This window comes from Spartinivicinus poritis (genome assembly GCF_028858535.1).
Taxonomy (GTDB): domain Bacteria; phylum Pseudomonadota; class Gammaproteobacteria; order Pseudomonadales; family Zooshikellaceae; genus Spartinivicinus; species Spartinivicinus poritis.
Window position 1 is genome coordinate 17,021 of sequence record NZ_JAPMOU010000042.1, and the last position, 24,280, is coordinate 41,300.

Annotated in this window: 1 protein-coding gene (only partly in view); it reads left to right on the forward strand. The window is 43.4% G+C overall.

Going from position 1 to position 24,280, the window contains the following annotated elements; genetic code table 11:
• Window positions 1-24,280, forward strand: the 5' portion of a protein-coding gene (locus ORQ98_RS22605) for a non-ribosomal peptide synthase/polyketide synthase (RefSeq protein WP_274691081.1). It continues 4,424 nt past the right edge of the window; only the first 24,280 of its 28,704 coding nucleotides appear in the window; it begins with the start codon at window positions 1-3; its stop codon lies off the right edge, out of view.

Sequence of the window (24,280 nt, forward strand, 5' to 3'; positions counted from 1 at the left end):
ATGAAATTAATATGGGATTACTTATTGTCTCAGGGATACGGCTGTTTTGCTGAAATAGAAAGTAAATTACAGGAAGGTGTTTTTATAAGAAATAGCCTGTTTGAAATAAGTAATGAAATTGATAGGAATTTGCTGTTAAAAGCTGCTAAGTTGTGTTTTGATCAGGTAAGTTGTTTCTTTTTTAATAAAAATAAACAGAAAATTGCTTGTGATTTGATGCCATTAAACCTTTGGTTTGACGATTTTTCAAATGATGAAAACCCTCAAGGAAAATTGAAGAAACGAGCTGGCGAAGATGTAAGCCAGCTTTCGAATGTTTCAGAAGCGACATATTCTATTAATTTTCAATTGATTAAGCTTAATGCCGATAGCTATCAGATTACACTTCAGACTAATGCAGCGCTATTTTCAGAAAATTTTTGTGCTCATTATATAAGCAATGTGTTTACAATATATGAGAAGCTACTTATAAATGAAAAGTATAACTTGCATAAATGTATAATTGAAATCAACTTGAATGACAGCCTTAATAACTGGCTGGATAAAGTGAGCCCTATAAATAAAACTGAGCTAGATGCTGATCAGTATAATTATTTGAATAACAAAGCGCTTCAATATAAGTCGTTTTCAGAAAATCAGGAGCTCAATGTATTACATTATTCACTGGTTGATAACGTGAATGATAAGTTGCATAAAGCAGCCTTTCAGTTGGGATTAACTATTCAGCAGCTAACAGCTGTAGCGTTAGCTGTTTATTTGTATAAGATCAATAATCAGCAAGAGTTTTCTATAGGTGTCCAAAAAAACTGCAAAAAAGACAGTTCAGTATTGGGTAGTGTGTATGAAAACAATTCAGAAATAGCTACTTATACTCCAAAAATAGATATAAACTCGACCAATTTGCAAACGCTTGTTGATCAAGTATTGAACAGCAAAAAAGATGCATTTCGTTTACGAGATGAACAATATGAAACAGTTATTTTTGAAACAGCAGAATTAGCTTCTCATCAGTATCAAAGTATTTGTGTAAAAGAAATTAGTCGAAGTATTTTTAGTAATAAAGTACCACTTCAACTGCAATGGAATATAGATCAAAGCTCATCCAATTCTACATTAATGGTTTGTTTTAGATCAGATGTGTTTAACACATTTGAAGCAGAGTTATTTGCAGAGAGAATAGTAAGCTTTATTAGCCTTATTCAAAATAATATCGATCAACAGCTGGATATGATCAATATTGTTACAAATACAGAGATAGACTTATTTAAAAAGTGGAATGATACAACGTCACCTTATCCTAAAGAGCTAGCTATTCATCACCTCTTTGAAAAGCAAGCAGCTCTTACTCCAAATTCAATCGCTGTTGTTGCAGGTAATGAGGAGCTTAGTTATCAACAGCTGAATGAACAAGCGAATCAGCTAGCAAAATACCTAGTTTCTCAAGGAGTCTCTTCAAGAAAGCTGGTTGGACTTTGTTTAGATCGGTCAGTTGATTTTGTCGTATCAATGTTGGCTATTCTAAAAGCGGGTTGTGCTTATGTACCCCTGGATTCTGGCTATCCTGAGGATAGGCTGAACTATTTGATTAAAGATTGTCAACTGCAATGGGTATTAACTAAAGAGTCATTGCAATGCTGCTTGCCCGAATCAGGGCAAAAGAATATTTGTGTTGATTCTATTGAAATTCAAAAGGCCTTGACTAATAGCAGTAAATTTAAAGATATAGAGTTACCTGTAGTTGCTGGCTCTGAAAGAGTTTATGTTATCTATACATCAGGTTCTACAGGTAAGCCGAAAGGGGTATCCGTTCCTCATCATGGCGTGAGCCGGTTAGTTATCAATAACGAACAGGTTCCTGTTAGCTCTGATACAGTCATTCTTCAGGTATGTTCCATTAATTTTGACGTAGCAACGTTTGAGCTATGGGGTCCATTATTAAATGGTGGTCGTCTTGTTCTATATCCTCATGCGTTAATTGAGCCGGCACTAATTGCTGAGAGTGTTAATAGTTATAATGTTAATACATTATGGCTGACGTCCGGATTATTTGATCAATGGTCAGCGACTGTTTTACCAAAGATGCCAACACTTAAGTATTTATTAGTTGGCGGTGATGTTGTGTCACCAAAATCAGTGAGATCGCAGTATGAGAATAATCCAAATTTAACCTTGATAAATGGCTATGGCCCTACAGAAAATACGGTATTTTCGAGTTGTTTTGTTATACCAAAAAATTGGCCTGTAAATCAGTCAGTACCGATAGGTAAGCCGCTAGCTAATTCTCAAGTATATGTACTTGATAAAACTCAATCCTATGTGCCATTAGGGATTGTTGGTGAGTTATACACTGGTGGAGATGGCGTTGCATTAGGCTATGTTAATAAGCCAGAGTTGACTGCTGAGCGATTTATTAAAAACCCTTTTAATGATGACCCGAATGATCTGCTTTACCGAACAGGTGACCTTGTTTACTGGCAGCCTGATGGAACATTAGCTTTTATCGGGCGAGCAGACAATCAAATAAAGCTCAGAGGCTTTCGTATTGAACTGGGTGAGATTGAGATAGCCTTACAAAATCATGCTTCTGTGGCTGAAGGGGTAGTCACCGTTTTTGAGCCAACCCCTGGAAATAAGTTATTAGTTGCTTATGTGGCACTGCATTCAGGGTTAACCACATCCTCTCAAGAAATTCGTGAAGTACTGAAAACACAACTGCCAGAGTATATGGTGCCAAGTGCAGTTGTTATGCTTGATAACTTACCGTTAAATGCAAGTGGTAAAGTTGATCGGAAAGCGCTACCAACACCTGCCTATCAACAACTTGTGGGTTATGATGTTGATTATGTTGCTACAACAACGGATACTGAAAAAGTTATAGAAAGTGCTTGGCAGCAATTATTAGGTATTAATGATCCCATAAGTCTAGAGGCAAACTTCTTTCAATTGGGTGGTCACTCACTAACGGCTATGAGACTGCTTGCCCAATTAAAGCAAAAATTTTCAATTGACTTATCAATTCACGATGTATTTTTAGCAAAAAACTTACATGATCTAGCTAAATTGGTTGATGCTAGTGAAAAGCAAAAAACATCAACGCTTATTAAGAGGTTAGAAACAAGAGACAGGCTCCCGCTTTCTTTCTCTCAACAGCAAATGTGGACATTAGATCAGGTTGATGGCAGTAGTAGCCATTACAACATTCCTCTGATCTTGAGCTTAAATGGTAAATTAAATAAAGCGGCATTAACTAACGCACTTGTTGAAATAGCAAATCGTCACGAAAGCTTGCGAACTGTTTATCAAGATGATGGTAGGGGTGCCTATCAAAGTATTTTGCCAAAACTAAGTTCATTTACTTTAAATGAAACTGACCTCTCTTCAATTAATAAAGCTGAGCAACAACAAGCAACAATTGATATTCAGGATCAGGAAATCACAGCAGATTATGATTTGCAATCTGATCTAATGCTTCGGGGTAGATTGATTAAATTTAGTCCAGTTTCATTTCAATTAATTTTGACAATTCATCATATTGCAGCAGATGGATGGTCACTGACAATATTCATAAAAGAGTTAAACCATTTATATAACTGCTTAGTCGAAGCAAAAAAAACATCTTTGCAAGAATTATCAGTTCAATACGCTGACTATGCCTATTGGCAAAGATCTACGTTCACTGAAGCAGTGTTAGCTCAGCAGATAAATTATTGGAAAGAGCAACTTAATGGAATTCCTGAACTACATGGCTTACCCATCGATAAAGTTAGACCTAACAAACAATCGTTTGCTGGTGGCCATTATTGTGTTGATGTTGATCAGTCTGATATAGATAAATTCAAGGCACTGTGTCAAGAACAGGGTGCAACTTTATTTATGGGGCTATTTGCTGTTTTATCAGCTCTTGTTAGCCGATACAGTAACGAAAGAGATGTTGTTATAGGTACGGTAACAGCTAATAGAGACACAACTGACATCTCTGAATTAATCGGTTTCTTTGTTAATACTTTGGTGCTCCGTACCAATCTATCTGATTCTCCGTCATTTATTTCTTTGTTAAGCCAATGTAAAGAAAACACTTTAAATGCATTTTCAAATCATCAGCTTCCTTTTGAAAAGTTAGTAGAAGAAATCCAACCTGTTAGAAGCCTAAGCCATCATCCTCTTTTTCAAATTATGTTGGTATTGCAAAATACTGATCAGGAAAAGTATCAATTAACTGATTTGGAAATAGCGCAAGAGCAACCTCAAATAACCAAGGCTAAGTTTGATTTAGTTTTAAATGCAATTGAAAGTGAAGGGAAACTAAGGCTTAGTTGGGAATACAGTGCAGACCTGTTTGAATATGAAACTATAGAAAGGTTTGCCAGCCACTTTATACAGTTAATGAAGGTATGTGTAGACAACCCTCAGACGGATATTTTGCAGTGCTCCTTGCTAACAGATGCAGAAAAGCAGCTGCTGGTTAATGAGTGGTCTAATGCAAATGAAAAAAAATACACACAAAGAAACCACCTTATTCATCAAATTTTTGAACAACAGGTAGAAGCGCGTCCTACAGCTAAAGCTATTAGCTTTAGGGACCATTCACTGTCGTATAGCAAGTTAAATAAACAAGCTAATCAACTAGCGCATTTTTTAAAAGAGCATGGTGTCATGCCAGGTGACCTAGTAGGGGTATTTATAGATCGTTCTATCGATTTATTTACTTCTATATTAGGTATATTGAAAGCCGGTGGGGCTTATTTACCTTTGGATATTGCTTATCCAAAGGAGCGGCTTCAACATATGGTTGAGGATAGTCGTTTATCATTAGTAATAACCAAAAATACGTTCAAAGAGTGTTTTCCTAAAACCAAGGCTGAATTACTATGTTTGGATAACAAGCAAACAGCAAGTGGTATAGCTCAGTCAGCTGACACTAACATTGACGTTTCGCAAAATAACTTAACTGCAAAAAGCTTAGCGTACACTATATACACATCTGGATCGACAGGTAAGCCAAAGGGTGTGTTATTAAACCATGAAGGGTTGGTAAACTTGGCTTTTGCTCAAAGAGAGCTGTTAAGTGTTAATCCAAGTAGTCGTGTTTTACAGTTTGCTTCGATTAGTTTTGATGCGGCAACTTGGGAGTGGGTGATGACGCTATCATCTGGCGCTCAGTTGTTTGTATATGATGAGGACGTAATAAAATCTGGAGAGTTACTATCTACAGCCATAAAACAAGATAAAATTTCTCATGCAACACTTCCTCCCGCATTATTGCCAGCGCTTAATGTTGATGATTGGAGTAACGTAAAAACATTGGTTGTTGCAGGTGAGAGCTGCTCTTCCGATATGGTCGCGTTATGGAGTAAAAATAGAGACTTCATCAACGCCTATGGGCCTACCGAAAGTACCGTATGTGCTTCATTAGGAAAAATTGACTCAAATTACCCTTTGATTCATATTGGAAAACCCTTGCCAGGTGTTCAAACCTATGTGCTTGACGAGTTTAAACAGCCTGTACCTATTGGTGTTTTAGGTGAGCTATATATTGGCGGTGTAGGTGTAGCCAATGGTTATTTAAACCAACCTGAATTGACTGCTGAAAAATTTGTCGTTAGTCCATTTGGTAAAAATAATTATGATAAATTGTATCGTACAGGAGACTTAGTACGGTGGCTGCCTGATGGTAACTTAGAATTTGCTGGTCGTATTGATCATCAAATAAAAATACGAGGCTTTCGTATTGAGCTAGGTGAAATTGAAGCCTGCTTATTAAATATAGAAGCAATCAAAGAGTGTTATATTCTTGTAAGAGAGGACAAAACCAACCATAAAAAACTAGTTGCTTATGTTGCCTTAAACGAAAATGGACAGATAACAGAAACACAAATAAGTGAGATACTAAAGCAGCAATTACCAAGCTATATGGTGCCGAGCGCCATTGTTATTTTATCTGCCTTACCGTTAACATCAAATGGTAAAGTCAATCGTAAGGCTTTACCAACGCCCAATTATCAAGCGAATGAAAACTATGTAGCACCTAAGCATCTAGTTGAAAAGTTATTATGTGAAGTTTGGCAAGCGGTATTAAAACAAGAAAAAGTTGGAATTCATGATAACTTCTTTGCTATTGGCGGTGACTCGATATTAGCAATACAGGTTGCATCACGAGTACTTCGAAAAGGTTATCAGCTAAGTACCAGGAAAATATTTGAATATCAAACAATAGCCGAGTTATCCAGGCATATTAAACAAATCAATAATAAGCAAGAAGATAATAAAGCAATAACAGGTACACAAGATCTACTGCCAATTCAGTATGCATTTCTTCACGAAGATAACGTTGATCAGCATTACTTTAATCAGGCAATGCGAATTCAATTGCTAGCTGCGGTGACTGAGCATCAATTACTACAGGCGTTAACGGCAGTATATAAACGCCATGCGGTATTCAGACTCAGTTTTCTCAAACAAAATGACAAATGGGTTGCCGAATATAAAGATGATATAACGGTAGAGGCAATCAACAACAGTATAATTAGTCAGCAACATTCGGATGATTTTGAGGATTTAGTTAAGCAAGCACATAATAGTTTTGATCTAGCACATCCTCTATTGAGTAACGTTATATTGGGGAGTGTAGGTACAAACAGTCGTGAGATGCTATGGGTCATCCATCACTTAATTGTTGATGGCGTTTCCTGGCGTATATTACTACAGGACCTGTCAACTGCTCTGGACCAAATTCAAAATAATCAAGAAATTGATTTAGGGAAAAATACCAGTAGTTATCAAGCATGGGGTAATTGGCTACAAAGCTTTAGCCAGTCAGAGCAGTTACAAGCCGAATATCAGTATTGGCTTAACACAGCGAATACAAATATCCCCCGTTTACCGGTTGATAAAGTAATCACTACTCCTGATGAAGATACATGTCATAACAGTCGTGTTATTTCAGTTAAACTTGGGGCAGCCGCTAGCCGTGTATTAATTCAACAAGCTAACCAGTGCTACCATACACAAATCAACGACCTATTGTTAACCGCTTTGCTACTAACTATTGCTGAGTGGCAAGAGAGTGATGCAATTCGATTAGCACTTGAAGGGCATGGCAGAGAGGAACTCAACAGCCAGCTTGATTTAAGTGAAACAATTGGTTGGTTTACGACAACTTTTCCTGTGGTGTTAACCAGTGTTGATGGTGGCATTGGCCAACAAATTAAGTCAGTCAAAGAACAGTTAAGAGCAGTGCCTAATAAAGGACTGGGCTACGATGTGCTACGTTATCTCAATAAAGATGCAGATTTAAATTCAACTTCACCATTGGAGCTCATATTTAACTATTTAGGCCAATTTGAAAATAAACAGCTGGAAAATAAAGAGCTAAACTCTGATAAAACAGATTCAGCCTTGATATTGGAGGGAAGTTTTGAGAATACGGGTGATTGGGTAAGCAATAATCGCCAGCGGAGTCATCGACTAAGTATTGTTGGGATCATGACCAACGGTCAGTTGCAATTGGATTGGGACTATAATCGTTGTGAATATCATGATGCAACTATTGAAACAATTGCTAACCGTTATATAGAACACTTGAATTCAATTATTGAGCACTGCTTTAATTCACCTGCTCAAAGTACACCGAGTGATTTTCCTTTAGTCAATATTAATCAAGATCGACTTGATAGCCTACAAGCTAAGTATCAGATTCAAGATTTATATCCTTGCACGCCAATGCAGCAAGGAATGCTATTTCATAATCAATTAAATACAGCGTCAGGCATGTATATGACGCAAATGATTCTGAGGTTGGGGCAGGTTAACGCTTCAGCCTTAAAGCAAGCTTGGTGTCAGTTAATTGATCGACATGCTGTATTAAGAACTGCGTTTGTTCACTTAGAGCAAGGACAACCGCTACAACTGGTTGAACATCATATAGAAGAGCTGCCTTGGCAAGAAATAGATTGGTCAGCATTGTCCGCTGCTGATTATCAACAGCAGTGGGATAATTTATTGCTTGTTGAAAAACAGCAACAAATTAATGTGAGTCAAGCACCTTTGATGCGTTTTGTCTTGGTGAAGCAAGCAGATGAAATGTTTCATCTGGTATGGACGCATTTTCATGCTTTACTTGATGGCTGGTGTATTCCTTTATTATTAAAAGATTTGTCTGCGTTGTATGAAGCAAATCAACTAAATAAAACGGCTGAACTTGCTCCTGTTGTTCCTTATCGACATTATATCAGCTGGCTCAACCAGCAAAATAAACATGAAGCGAAAAGCTACTGGCAAGCGTATTTAGCTGGATTTGCTGAGCCAACTTTGCTCAATATGCCCAGCTATTATCCATACGAACAGCCATACGAACAGCCATACGAACAGCCATACGAACAGTCATGCGAGCAAAATAAAGCTGCTGATGATTCGGGTCAGCAAATTAGCTTATTAAATGGTTCATTATCTGCGAGATTACAAGATGCTGCCAAACAAGCACAAGTCACATTAAGTAGTGTGTTTCAAAGTGCATGGGGAGCGTTATTAGCTCGTTATTGTAATACTGCTGATGTTGTGTATGGTACAACCCGTTCTGGGCGTACAGACCAAATTTCAGATGTAGAAAGCATTGTTGGGCTATTTATAAATAGCTTACCCACTCGTATTACGATTCCAGAGGAGGAGTCAGCCGTAGAAAGCTGGTTGCAGAGTGTTCATGCCTCACAGATAAACCACGACCAATTCAGTCATTCATCGTTAACAGATATTCATAAGTGGAGTGAGATTGAAAATGAACAAAAACTATTTAACTCAATTTTAGTTTTTGAAAACTACCCATTTGATGATTATCGCCAGTGGAGTGAAGGCGAGTCATATCAGCTTCCATTAAAGGATATTAATGCAATAGAGCAAACGAATTACCCTATTGCAATAGTGATAATACCGGGTAAGCAAATCCAGGTAAAAGCACTATATGACACAGACCAATTAAGTGCTGGATTTGTTAGGCAGTTACTTGATCACTTGGTACAGCTTTTAAATGCTATTGCAAAAGATGTTAGTCAGCCTGTACAGCAGCTGTCGTTACTATCAGATGAACAAGTGGATCAGCAGGTTAAACAGTGGAATAATACATCAACGACTTATCCTGCTCATAAATCCATTAATACTTTATTTGAAGATCAACTTAAATACAGTAAACAAAAAACAGCCGTTGTATTTGGCGAAACACAACTGACTTATGCTGAGTTAAATTGCAAGGCAAATCAGCTTGCCAACTATTTAATTGAGCAAGGAGTTCATGCTGAAACACTAGTAGGCATTTATCTTGATAGGTCTGTTGATTTAATTATTGCAATGCTGGCAATTATCAAAGCCGGTGGCGCTTATGTGCCATTAGACCCTGAACAGGGAAGTGATCGTCTTGCCGATATAATTGCAGACTGTGGTACAAACATTATTTTAACCAGCTCGAATTTAGCAAAGCAGATTGTTAATAATCAATCTGAACATTTAACGATATGTTTAGATGATGACTTAATAATTACTGAGTTAGAACAGCAGATATCAGATGAAGTAGTCAATCAACCTATTATAACAAGCCAAAACTTGGCTTATGTTATTTATACCTCGGGCTCAACAGGTAAGCCAAAAGGTGTAGCGGTTGAACAGCAGAGCATCTTACGACTGGTTTTAAACAGTGACTACGTGCCATTTAAATCAACAGATGTTGTCGCTCAAGCCTCAAACCATTCATTCGATGCAGCTACATTTGAAGTATGGGGAGCGTTGTTAAATGGTGCTCGATTAGTTTACGTTCCAAAAGCAACACTATTGTCGCCAGCAAAATTACAGCAACAGCTTATCAATGATCGAATCACAACGCTGTTTATCACCACCGCTTTATTCAATGTGATGGCTGAACAGAACCCTTGTGGTTTTAAATCGTTAAAATACTTGTTATTTGGTGGTGAAGCAGTTTCTGTTGCTCATGTCAATAAAGTGCTTGTAGCAGAGGGTAAGCCCAAACACTTGTTACATGTGTATGGCCCTACAGAAAATACAACGTTTAGTACCTATTATGAGGTTACACAAGCTCAAGATATCTATCCAATTGGTTCGCCAATTGCGAACTCTACAGCTTATGTGTTGGATAGGTGGTTAAATATACTGCCTTCAGGTGTAGTGGGCGAGCTGTATTTAGGTGGTGATGGTGTTGCTAGGGCTTATTTAAATCGGCCAGAACTAACAGCAGAGCGTTTTATTGATAGTCCATTTTCTGTCAGTAAAACTCATGAAAAGCTTTATAAAACTGGTGACTTAGTTTACTGGAATGATGAAGGTCAACTGATTTATGTTAATAGAATTGATAATCAGATAAAGCTTAGAGGCTTTCGAATAGAGCTTGATGACATTGCAACGGTATTAAGCCATATTTCGGGTATTGCTGATAATTATGTGATGCTGCGGGAAGATACCGTGGGTGATAAAAAACTTGTGGCTTATGTTGTATTGGATAATCAGAGTGAATTTTATAAGAGCACGTTAAATGAGAGTGCACTTGATAAAGACACGTTAAATATAAACGATGCTGTAGATGCTCAAGATGAATCCGTACGTAACAAAGTTCATGAAATAAAAGCAATACTTGCTGAAAAACTGCCTAGCTATATGCAGCCTTCTGCTATAGAAGTATTATCAGCACTGCCACTTAATGCTAATGGCAAAGTAGATTATCGTGCTTTACCTCAACCCAACTATTATGAGGACCAAACGAACTTTTCAGCCTTGACCACATTAACAGAGGCTACATTAAGTACTATCTGGAGCAATTTGCTAAAAACAACCGTTAATAATGGTTCTGCAAGCTTCTTTAGTTTAGGTGGGCACTCATTACTAGCGATGCAGTTAGTGGCTGCTATTCGTAAGCAGTTTGCTATTGAAATAGCGATTAACCAGATTTTTGAGCATGCTATTCTTTGTGATCAAGCCAAATTAATTGATCAATTAATTGCACAGCAGCAAACCTGCTTACCTGAAATTCAGTCAAATGCCAGTCAGGATTTGTGCCAACTATCTTATGCGCAACAACGGCTTTGGTTTATTGATCAAATGGAGGGTGGTAGTGCTCATTATAATATGCCGCTTGCTTTCCGGCTTAAAGGGGATGTGAACCTTAGTGTATTAAACAAGGCATTAGCGACCATTATTGAGCGGCATGAGGTATTGCGAACCTGTTTTATTAATAAATCAGGGGACGTTTATCAGCAGGTACAGGCTATGCCTGAAAAATGGCAACTGCTATTGGTCGATTTACAAACTGTTGATAAATATAAACAGGAAAAGACAATACTTGATTTGCAACAAGAGGAAGCAGATAAACCTTTTAATTTATCGACGGATTTATTACTAAGAGGGCTTTTGATAAAGCTTGATACTACAGACGTTGTATTATTGCTTACCATGCATCACATCGCGTCTGATGGCTGGTCGCTGGGTTTATTAATGGATGAGATCAGTCAGTTATATCTAGCGTATAACAACAATAACGAAGCTGCACTGGCTAATTTGTCAATTCAATACCGAGATTATGCCTTATGGCAGCGTAGTTCTCAGGTCAGCCAATTGCTGGATACTCAACTCAGCTTCTGGAAAAAGCAATTAGCGAATTTACCCGCTGTACATAATTTACCGCTAGATAAACCACGTCCTGTTACGCAGAGTTATCAAGGTCAGTGGCATTATTGTCAGTTAACTAACCAAGTAACGGACCAGTTTAAAGGGCTATGTCAACAACAAGGCGTTACCTTATTTATGGGCTTGCATGCCGCTTTTTCAGTGCTGCTTGCCCGCTATAGCGGTGATAACGATATAGTTGTAGGCACCCCAATTGCCAACCGCGATCAGCAAAGCCTTGCTGAACTGATTGGTTTTTTTGTTAATACCTTGGTGTTGCGTTTGGATTTAGTCGATAACCCAAGTTATTTGCAGTTACTTGAACAAACAAAAAATACGGCACTTAATGCCTATGCGAATCAGCAGGTGCCATTTGAGCAGTTGGTTGAAGTATTACAACCTGCTCGGGATTTAAGTTATCACCCGCTTTTCCAAGTCATGCTGGTACTTAATAGCCGTCAGCAGGCGATGCAACTAGAAAACATAAGTTGTACACCTATGCCGCTTACTGCCAGTCGAGCACAGTTTGATCTGATGTTGACGGTTGAAGAGCTGGAAGATGGCTTGGCGCTTGCCTGGGAATATAATACTGATCTGTTTCATGCTAATACGATTGAACAAATGGCGGTACAGTTTAATCGGTTGCTTGAAAGCATTATTCAGACACCTGAGCAACCGGTTTTATCACTTTCCCTATTAACGGAAGTCGCTGCGTGCCAAGTGTTAACGGAATGGAATAATACCGCCGTGGATTTCCCCGACCATAGTTGTATTCACCAGCTATTTGAAAAGCAGGTTGAGCAATCTCCTGATGCAGTGGCCATTCGATTTGAGCGACAGGCACTTACTTACCAAGCACTTAATGAGCGCGCTAATCAACTGGCAAATTATTTGGTGCAGCTTGAGGTTAAGCCGGATCAGTTAGTGGGCATTTGTCTCGAACGCTCTATTGATATGGTCGTTGCCATTTTAGCGGTGTTAAAAGCGGGTGGAGCCTATGTACCGCTAGACCCAAGCTACCCCACAGACCGCTTGGCTTATATGCTAGAAGATAGCCAGGCAAGTGTGCTGATATCGCACTCAGGCCTGGTAAGCAAGTTGACCCTATCTGCAAATCAGCTTCTTTGTCTTGATGATGATCAGGTTCAGCAGCAGCTGACTTGTCAGCCTGTTGCAAACCCTGATATCCAGCGTATTGGCTTAACCGCGACACATTTGGCCTATGTGATTTATACCTCTGGTTCAACGGGTAAACCGAAAGGAGTGATGAATCAGCATCGCGGTCTAGTTAATCGAATTCACTGGATGCAAAAGCAGTTTGGTTTAAAGGCCACTGATAACGTCTTGCAGAAAACCCCATTTGGTTTCGATGTGTCCATTTGGGAGTACTGCTGGCCTCTGGTGACAGGTGCATCGGTGGTGATGGCAAAACCAGAAGGGCACAAAGACGTTGATTACTTGCTGGATACCATTGAGCAGGCAGGTATCACAGTCATGCACTTTGTGCCCCCGATGCTGGCGACTTTTATCGCTGATGGGCGCTATCAGCACCGAACTCCTAGCTTACGACTGGTGGTCTGTAGTGGTGAAGCGCTAGCGGTGGATGTGCAAAACCGTTTTCTGGCGAACCATCATGCTGAGCTTTACAACTTATATGGGCCCACAGAAGCAGCGATTGATGTGAGCTGCTGGCAGTGTCAGCCGAATTTTGTCGGGCGTTCAGTGCCCATCGGTAAGCCAATTGATAACACGCAACTGTATGTGTTGGATGCTCAGTTAAAACCGGTGCCCATCGGTGTTGTTGGTGAGCTGTTTATTGGTGGGACTGGCCTGGCTAGAGGCTACTTTAACCGTGATGAGCTTACGGCTGAGCGGTTCTTGCCAAACCCCTTTGCCAAAGCAAACTCTGGCCAGGAGCCAAGAATATACCGGACAGGCGATCTTGCCCGCTGGTTGCCAGATGGCACGATTGAATACTTAGGTCGGATTGATCACCAGGTTAAATTGCGTGGCTTCCGGATTGAGCTGGGTGAAATTGAAACCCTATTGGGTAGTATCTCTGGTGTCAGCAATTGTGTGGTGATTGCCCGAGAAGATCAGCCAGGTGATAAGCGGCTGGTGGCTTATGTAGTGCCCACAGCTAAAACGAAGGTGCCTACAGCCAAAATGAAGGTGCCCACAGCTCAATCACAGCACGAGCTTGCTGAAGGCGCTGCTGATGAAGCCGTTCTTGGTGAATCAGCTCTTAATGAAACAAAGTGGATTGCTTCACTGCAACAAACCCTGTCTGAACAGCTGCCAGATTATATGGTGCCAGTAGGCTGGGTTGTGCTAGATGCATTACCACTGACTCCCAATGGCAAGGTTGATCGAAAAGCGCTTCCTGCACCTAAGCTGCAAACAGCAACGCACTATGAAGCGCCACAAACAACTACAGAAAAAGTGCTCGCCGCGCTGTGGCAACAGCTGCTTAACACTGAAGAACCAGTAGGGTGCCACGCTAATTTCTTTGCGTTGGGTGGTCACTCTTTGCTCGCTATTCGCCTGATTGCTGAGCTGCGAGATCAATTCAAAAAAGAAGTTAATGTTCGGTGCATCTTTACTCATCCTACTCTCGCTTCACTCGCCCAGTTCATTGATAGCGCGCATCTGGATGAAGGTCAGGTACCTGCTATCACCAAAGTGGATCGCCAATCGCTGCTACCGCTGTCCTATGCGCAGCAACGGCTCTGGTTTTTAACCCAACTGGAGGAAGACAGCAGCTTATACAATATGCCCATTGCTGTGCAGTTGTTGGGTGTGCTGAATATTGATGCACTAAATCAGGCATTGAATCAGTTGATCAGTAGGCATGAGAGTTTAAGAACCTGTTTCGCTGTTGAGGAGGGAGAGGCTTACCAGGTTATCCAGGCAGAGCTTGAAGCCTTTACCCTAAATCAGGTTGATCTTCAGCTGGCTGGGTGTGTAGACAAAGAGGGGACTGGCAAAGGTGGAGAGCAGCAGGCTCAACAGCTAGCCCAACTACGATTGGCAGAGGCAGAGAAGCCGTTTGACTTACAACAAGGGCTAATGATTAGAGGGCAGTTAGTAGCCCTAGAACCTGAAAAACATGTGCTGCTGTTGACACTGCACCATATCGCAGGCGATGCCGTTTCACTGGATATTTTGATGGGTGAGCTTGAAAGCCTTTATCAAGCTTACTGCCTGGGAGAGGAAGCTCCATTGCCTGCTTTACCCATTCAATATGCAGACTATGCGGTTTGGCAGCGGAACTGGCTACAAGGTGACGTGCTACAGCAACAGCTAGATTACTGGGCAGCACAGCTCGTCGATCTTCCTGATGTGCACAGCCTGCCATTGGATATGCCTCGCCCGAAAGAACAAAGCTATGCGGGTGATATATATCAGCAAGCTGTACCTACGGAATTAGCCGCATCTTTTAGAGATTTCTGCCAGGCTCAGAGCGTGACCCTATTTATGGGCTTACAAGCGGCTTTTGCCTTGCTACTCAGTCGCTACAGTGGTGAAACCGATATTGTAATGGGTACACCCGTTGCCAATCGTGAGCAGCTGGAGATTGAAGCGCTGGTTGGCTTCTTTGTGAATACCCTGGTGCTGCGCACTGACCTGTCAGGTAATCCACAGTTCACTGAACTACTGGCCCGCTGCCGAGAAACGGCGTTGGATGCCTATGCCCATCAACAGGTGCCATTTGAACAGCTGGTTGAGGTGCTACAACCCAACCGTCACTTAAGTCACCATCCATTGTTCCAGGTGATGTTAGCGGTGCAAACCCAAGGTGCTGCCAAGCAACAGCTGGGTGACTTGGTGCTAGAAGAGCTAGAGGAAACCAGCCCGACTGCTAAGTTTGATCTGACCTTGAATGTGCTGGATAGCCAGGCTGATGGGCAACTGACATTCTACTGGGAATACTGCACGGAGCTGTTTGCGGCAGACACCATTACCCGAATGTCTCAGCACTTAATCAACTTGTTGCAAAGCATCGTGAGTCAGCCAGCGCAAGCGATTCAGCAGTTGTCGATACTGACCCAAACAGAGCAGCAGGCACTGCTTGTCCAAGGACAAGCCGCTAAGCACTGGCCAATTAATCAGTGTATTCATGAGCAGGTAGAACAGCAGGCAGCGACAACTCCTGAAGCCATTGCCTTAGTGCTTGAAGGTGACACCCTGAGCTACGCTGAGCTCAACCAGCAGGCCAATCAGTTAGCCCATTGGCTGGTCCAGCAAGGAGTTGGCCCAGATGTATTGGTGGGCATGTGCTTAGAACGCTCCATGGCGATGATCGTCACTATCCTGGCGGTGCATAAAGCGGGTGGAGCTTATGTGCCACTGGATGTCAGCTACCCAGTTGATCGTTTGAACTACATGGTTAGCGACAGCGGCTGTCAGCTGGTCATTACCGAACGGGCTCAGCAAAGCAAACTGGAATCGGTAGAAGCTGACTCTGTGTACTGGGATGACTCTGCATTCCATAGCCAGCTGGCTGCACAGCCAGTCTCAAACTTGTCAGTGGCCCAAACGGGTGTCACGCCTAGCAACCTGGCTTATGTCATTTATACCTCAGGCTCTACGGGCAAGCCCAAAGGGGTAATGATTGAGCACCAGGCGTTGGTCAGCCATGTTCAAAGCATTGTGCAAGCCTATGGTATTACCGCCGAAGACCGGGTGCTGCAGTTCTCCAACATTGGCTTTGATGCGGCAGTGGAGCAGGTGTTTGAGGCACTCACAACAGGTGCCAGCCTTTATATTCGTCCTGCTGAGCTATGGACTTCGGCGGAGTTTGTCAGCTGGCTGCAAACTAACCCCATCACCATTACTGAATTCCCACCGATGTATGCCAAGGCACTGTTAGAGCCTGTGCTAACGGATACCGCTTTTTGGCAGGGAACCTCGCTGAGCCGATTAGTGGTCAGTGGTGATGTATTACCACCAGACTTTGCCGAAGGTTGGCTAACGGGCCCTGCCCAACAGCAATGCCAGTTAATCAATAACTACGGGCCGACGGAAACCACCATTTCATCGACGCTTTACTGGCTGAACGCAGGAAATGCGGATCAACCAGCAGGTGGTGGGGTGAGCGTGCCGATTGGTCGAGCCACTCTGGATACTGAAGTGTATGTAGTGGATAGCCAGCAACAGCTAGTACCTGTTGGTGTACCCGGTGAGTTACTGATAGGCGGGGTTGGCCTGGCAAGGGGCTATTTGAATCGCCCTGAGCTGACGGCCGAGAAGTTTATGACGCATCCATTCAGTTCTGAGCCTGAAGCGCGTGTTTATCGCACGGGTGATCTGGTGCGCTGGCTAGCCAATGGTGAACTGGAGTTCTTTGGCCGACTGGATACCCAGGTCAAACTACGGGGCTTCCGGATTGAGCTGGGTGAGATTGAAACCGCGCTACGTCACCAGGACGCGGTGCATGATGCGGTGGTGTTGGTGCGTGAAGATGAGCCAGGCGATAAGCAGCTAGTAGCCTATGTGGTCCCAGCTGATGCAGCAACGATTACCGCTGAACACTCGGCTTTTATCGACTTGTTGCGCCAGCAGCTCCAGGATCAGTTACCGGACTTTATGATTCCTGCCGCTTGGGTGGTATTGGCAGAGTTTCCGGTCAATGCAAACGGTAAATTGGATCGCAAAGCGTTACCGGCACCTGAGTATATGGCAGGTGATGATTATGTGGTACCAGCGACTGAAACGGAAGCGCAGCTGGCCGTGATCTGGCAGGAGGTATTGGAGCTCAATAATCCAGTCAGTGCTCAAGCCAACTTCTTTAAGTTAGGCGGGCACTCGTTGCTGGCTGTCAGGCTGGTGGCGAAGATAAGGGAGCTGTTTGGAGCCGAGTTATCCATTAAGCAGGTCTTTATCAGTGCCACGTTAGCCAATATGGCGAAAGAAATTGCCAGCCTAACGACTAGCTGTGCACCTGCGATTAAGCCTGTTGATCGCTCAGCGCCGCTACCCCTGTCCTTTGCTCAACAACGTCTCTGGTTTATTCAACAGCTGGAGGGTGGTGCTTTTTACAACATGCCTGGGGTGTATAAGCTGACTGGTCGTCTAAACAAACAGGCGCTATCAGATGCTTTAGCCACCATTGTTACTCGACATGAAGTGCTGCGTACTTGTTTTATCGAGGAAAAAGGCCAAGCCCTCCAGCTGATTCAGGCAGCTCCTCAACAGCTGAACTTAAAGACGGTTGACTTAACCACCCTGACGGCCAATCAGCGTGAATTGCAACTGAAGCGGCTGATTCAAATGGAAGCAGATAGACCTTTTGACCTTAGCCATGATCTGTTACTGCGTTGTCAGCTCATTAACCTGACTCAGAATGAGGCCGTTCTGTTGCTAACCATGCACCATATTGCCTCGGATGGCTGGTCTACCGATGTGCTATTGGCTGAGCTAACCGCCTTATATCAAGCTTACTGTCAAGGTGAGTTAAGCCCATTACCTGCTTTACCCATTCAATACGCAGACTATGCGGTTTGGCAGCGAAACTGGCTACAAGGTGAAGTGCTACAGCAGCAGCTGGATTACTGGGCAGCACAGCTCGTTGGTCTTCCCGATGTGCACAGCCTGCCATTGGATAAACCTCGCCCTAAAGAACAAAGCTATGTAGGTGCTTTGTGTCAGCAAGCCATCCCTGTGGAGTTGGCTTCTGCATTTAGAGAGTTTTGTCAGGCTCAGGGCGTGACCCTGTTTATGGGCTTACAAGCGGCTTTTGCCTTGCTACTCAGTCGCTACAGTGGTGAAACTGACATTGTGATGGGTACACCGGTAGCTAACCGTGAGCAGCTGGAGACTGAAGCGCTCATTGGCTTCTTTGTGAATACCCTGGTGCTGCGCACCGACCTGTCAGGCAACCCACAGTTCACTGAACTGTTGGCCCGCTGCCGAGAAACCGCTTTGGATGCCTATGCCCATCAGCAATTGCCATTTGAACAGCTGGTTGAGGTGCTACAACCCAGCCGTGAGTTAAGTCACCACCCTCTGTTTCAGGTTATGTTGCTGGTACAGGAGCAAGTAGTTGTAAAACAGCAGGTGGGAGAATTATTGGTAGAAGAGCTTGCTGAAGCAGCTCCTGTTGCAAAGTTTGATCTGAGCTTAAATATACTGGGTGATCAGGCCGGTGGGCTGGTTTGCTACTGGGAATATTGCATGGATTTATTTGAAGCGTCGACCATCGAGCGAATGGCAGCCAGCTTTAATCAATTATTAATAAGCCTGTTAGCCAGCCCAGAACAAAATGTTTTTAGTTTACCGATGCTCAGTGCAGCGGAACAGCGGCGGTTATTAATGGATTATAATAAGACAGCTGCTGAGTATCCAAAAGCAGTTAGTTTACCAGGGTTATTTGAAGCTCAAGTAGCCCGTACACCGGATGCCATTGCGGTGACCTTTAATAATAAATCACTGACGTATGCCGCATTAAATCAACAGGCCAATCAATTAGCGGTTATTTTACAAGCTCAAGGGGTTGGGCCTGATCAGCTGGTTGGGGTGTATTTAGAGCGTTCTATCGACATGGTAGTGGCACTGTTAGCTACTGTGAAAGCGGGTGGGGCGTATGTGCCATTAGACCCCAACTATCCGCAGGATCGTATTCAATACATGTTGGCAGATAGTGAGCCGGTGGTGGTGCTGACCAGTACAGCACTGCAAGCGACATTATCTGCAATGTCAGTCGCGGCCAACACCCTTTGCTTAGATGTCCCGACGATAAAGCAACAGCTCGGCAGCCAAGGATTTATCGAAAATCCAGTTGTGGCCGGTTTTACTGCACAACATTTGGCGTATGTGATTTATACGTCAGGTTCTACTGGTAAACCAAAAGGGATTGCGATTGAGCACCAGTCACTGGTGAATTTTTTATTGTCCATGCAGCAACAACCAGGTTTAACCGTAGGCGATAGACTATTAGCGGTGACATCTATTTGTTTTGATATTCACACGTTAGAACTGTATTTACCGTTAATTACCGGTGGAGAATTAGTTGTCGCTGGCTCAGCCGATACGCTCAACCCTGATGCATTAACGAATTTATTAGAGCGTCATCAGGTCAATGTCATGCAAGCCACGCCAGCGACTTGGCAAATGCTAATTAGTAACGGCTGGCAACCCAGTGTTAATTTAAAAATGATCTGTGGTGGTGAGGCATTAAATAGTGCGTTAAAAACCGCGCTACAGCCGGAAGATTCGATTGAATTATGGAATGTATACGGTCCTACTGAAACGACAGTTTGGTCGTCGGTTCAGCGGTTAACAGCGAAACAAACGGCAATTACGATTGGCCATCCGATTGCTAATACCCAGTTTTATATCGTCAATTCGCAAATGCAGCCGGTACCTGAAGGAGTAACCGGTGAATTATATATTGGCGGGGATGGGCTAGCCCGTGGCTATTTAAATCGACCGAAATTAACCGAAGAACGGTTTGTGCTAAATCCTTTTAATGATGACCCCAATAGTCGGTTATACCGCACCGGTGATGTGGCCCGTTGGCTGGCCAATGGTGAAGTAGACTATATCGGTCGTATTGATCACCAAGTAAAAATCCGCGGTTTTCGAATCGAACTGGGTGAGATTGAAGCGGCACTGTTATCCCATGAAGCGGTCAGTGAAGCAGTCACCTGCGATGTACTGAATGAGGAACAAACAGATCGACAACTGGTGAGTTATCTTGTATTGGCCAGTACTGCTGATGGTGATAAACAAGTAGTTGAAGCCTCTATATACGACCACGTAAAAGCACAGTTACCGGCCTATATGGTGCCATCAGCGTTGGTGGTATTGGATAAACTGCCATTAACGCCCAATGGTAAAGTGGATCGCAAGGCATTACCAAAACCAACGTTGCAGCAGGTTCAACAAGTCTATATTGCACCGGAAACAGCTACGGAAGAAAAACTGGCAGGGCTTTGGGCTGATGTTTTAGGGATAAAAGAACCCATCAGTCGTGAAGCCAATTTCTTTGAGCTAGGCGGACACTCTCTAGTTGCGATACGTCTGCTGGCAGTTATTAGAGACGCTTTTGATCTCTCTTTAACCGTCAAATCTATATTTACTACACCAGTGTTACGTGATTTTGCAGCGCAGCTTGAAAAAGCCCAACCTGAAGCATTAGAAGTCCATAAGCTACCAACACTACAAGAGCAGGTTAGACCTTCCCAAATACCGTTGTCTTATGCCCAGCAGCGTTTATGGTTTGTCCATCAAATGGAAGGTGGCAGTCAGCAATATCACATGCCAGCGTCTTTGCAGCTTAAAGGTGTCACTCGCTCAGATATCTTAAGAACAGCGCTGACGTTGCTGGTTGATCGTCATGAGGTACTCAGAACCACATACCATAACAATGACAATGGTATCGCTTATCAAAAGGTTAACTCAGCACCTGAAGTATTCCCGCTTGTTGAAGTGGATTTATCAGGGCTTTCTGATACAGAGCAAGCACAAGAAGTGGCTTGCTATCAGCAGACATTTACAGAGAAGGGCTTTAACTTAAGTGAAGACCTGATGTTCCGTGTGGCCTGGCTGAAGCTCAGTGAGAGTGAGTCCGTGTTACTGTTTGTCATGCACCATATTGCCTCTGATGGGTGGTCTGCGGATGTATTTATTACTGAGCTTAGCCAGTGCTATAACGCCCTTTGTTTAGGCAGTCAGCCTCAGTTAGCACCACTACCCCTCCAATATGCTGATTATGCAATCTGGCAGCGAGCGTGGTTGCAGGGGGATTACCTTGATGATCATCTGACTTATTGGCGACAACAGCTGTCAGGTGCACCCGATATTCATAGTTTGCCATTAGATAAACCACGGCCAGCGGTGCAGGTGTATACCGGTGATGTAGTTGAGACACAGCTAACCAGTCAATTGACTAGCCGCTTTGTTGAGTTGTGCCAGAAGCAGGGTGCTACCTTGTTTATGGGCTTGAATACAGTGCTTTCACTGTTGCTCAGTCGCTACAGTGGTGATCAGGATATTCTGATTGGTACACCCGTTGCCAACCGTGACCAATTAGAGCTCTCGTCGCTGGTTGGTTTCTTCGTCAATAACTTGGTTATTCGTACCCAAGTCGATCTTAATCACTCATTTATCGAGTTATTAACGCAAACCCGGACAACGGCACTAGAAGCTTATGAGCATCAGCAAGTGTCGTTTGAGCATTTGGTTGAAGCGATTCAGCCGAATCGGCACCTCAGTCATCATCCGTTGTTCCAAGTCATGTTGGCGGTGCAAAACACCCCAGCAGGTAAACTGGAGCTGAATGAGGTTGATTGGGAAAATATACCTGCCAAAACCACAGTAACCGCATTTGATCTGACTCTGAATGTTGAGGAAACCGCCCAAGGTTTAGGATTGAGCTGGGAGTACAACACCAGCCTGTTTGAAAGATCAACCATTGCCAGAATGGCAGAGCACTTCGCGGTGTTGCTGGAAAATATTGTGGTAGCCCCATCTGCACCAGCCCACCAGCTTCAATGTATCAATGTAGAGGAGCAGCAACAACTGCTAGCCCTCGGTCATACTGAATTGACACCAGAGCATACTGGTGTCAGTGGGCTATGTATTCAGCAGTTATTTGAGCAGCAGGTTAAAGTCAGACCTGATAGCACGGCCCTGCGCTTTGATACGCAAACGGTTAGTTATGCTGAGCTGAATCGTCGGGCTAACCAATTAGCGCATTACCTGGTTGAGCAGGGCATTAAACCTGACAGTTTAGTGGGTATCTGCTGTGAGCGTTCGATTGAGCTTATCGTTTCACTGCTAGGTGTGTTGAAGGCAGGAGGTGCTTATGTGCCGCTTGATCCAACCTATCCAGAAGAGCGCCTGTCGTACATGATCAGTAATAGCGGACTATCACTGGTGATTACGCAGCAGCATCTCATTAAGCAGTTACCTGTGGAGCCATCGCTTAACCTGTTGGTAATTGATCAATCTGATACGACTCAGCAACTGGAAAACTATCCACAAACCAATACTGCACCTGCCACCCTTGGTCTTGAGCCAAGTCATCTGGCCTATGTAATTTATACCTCTGGCTCAACTGGTAAGCCGAAGGGGGTGATGCTGCAGCATGCAGGGCTAGTCAACTTAGCTATTAGCCAGCAGCAGTTCTTTCAAATTAAAAACAGTAGCCGTGTATTGCAGTTTGCTTCCTTTAGTTTTGATGCTGCGACATTTGAGTGGGCAGGTGCTCTGAATGCTGGCGCTGAGTTGGTTCTAGTGAGCCAGGAAGTGGTTCAATCGGCAGAGTTATTAACCGAAGTTGTTAATCAACAGCAAGTCACTCATACCACACTCCCTCCCAGCCTATTGTCGGTATTGGATATTAATGAGTGGCAAGGGGTCGATCATTTATTGGTGGCCGGAGAACATTGCCCATTACCACTCGTACAGCAGTGGTCAGTTGGTCGTCACATGGTTAATGGCTATGGTCCATCTGAGTCAACAGTATGTACAACAGCTGCGGCACTGGCTCCGGAAAACATACAGGTTGCCATTGGCAGGCCTCTTCCTGGAATAAATGTCTATGTACTGGACTCACATCGTCAGCTAGTACCTCAGGGTGTGATTGGAGAGCTTTATATCAGTGGTACAGGCCTTGCCCGAGGCTATCTCAATAGATCAGATTTGACGGCAGAGCGCTTTATTCAAAGCCCGCTTGACCCTGATGTCACACTTTATCGGACTGGGGATTTAGTCCGCTGGCTACCGAGTGGCGAGCTAGAATTCCAGGGACGTGTTGACCATCAAGTGAAGTTGCGAGGCTTCCGGATTGAACTGGAAGAGGTAACGTCAGCGTTACTGAAGCAGCCTCTGGTGAAGGAAGCGTATGTGATGGTTAGAGAGGATCAGGCTGGGGATAAACGGCTTGTTGCTTACTGGACCAGCGCTGACGATGCAGCTGAAGAGAATGCAACAGCCACCTTACGACAATTACTTAAGCAACAGTTACCAGGGTATATGATTCCCTCGGCATTTGTTCCGCTGGATAAGCTGCCACTGAACCCCAATGGTAAGGTTGAGCGAAAACAGTTACCTATTCCTGATTACAGCCTCATGAGTGATAACTATCAGGCCGCGCAAACCGCTGCTGAGATGGCGCTTTGTGAGGTTTGGCAAAATGTTTTAGGCATTAGCCAGGTTGGCGTTAACGATAATTTCTTTGCCTTAGGCGGTGATTCTATTTTAGCCATTCAGGTGGCCTCACAAGCTAAACAGGCAGGTTATCAGCTAGCAACGCGACAGTTATTTGAGCACCAAACAATTGCCGAGCTGGCACTGTATGTTGAAGAAGTCACCAATACCGCTTCACAGCAATCAGTTAAAGGTGAGCAGCTGCTGTTACCGATTCAGCAGCACTTTTTTACGGGTGATCAGGCTGACCTATATCACTTCAACCAAGCTCAGTGGTTGACAGTACCCAGTGGTGTTAATGAGCCAGCACTGCTTCAGCTCTTAGCTGCTTTATACCAGCGTCATGATGTGCTGCGCCTGGCTTTTGTTCAGCAGGAGGGGCAATGGCAAGGTCATTATTTGGAAGACTATCAACACCGTATAACGGAGTCCCTATGGATAGAAGACTGCCGTGACTTAGCAGAAAGTG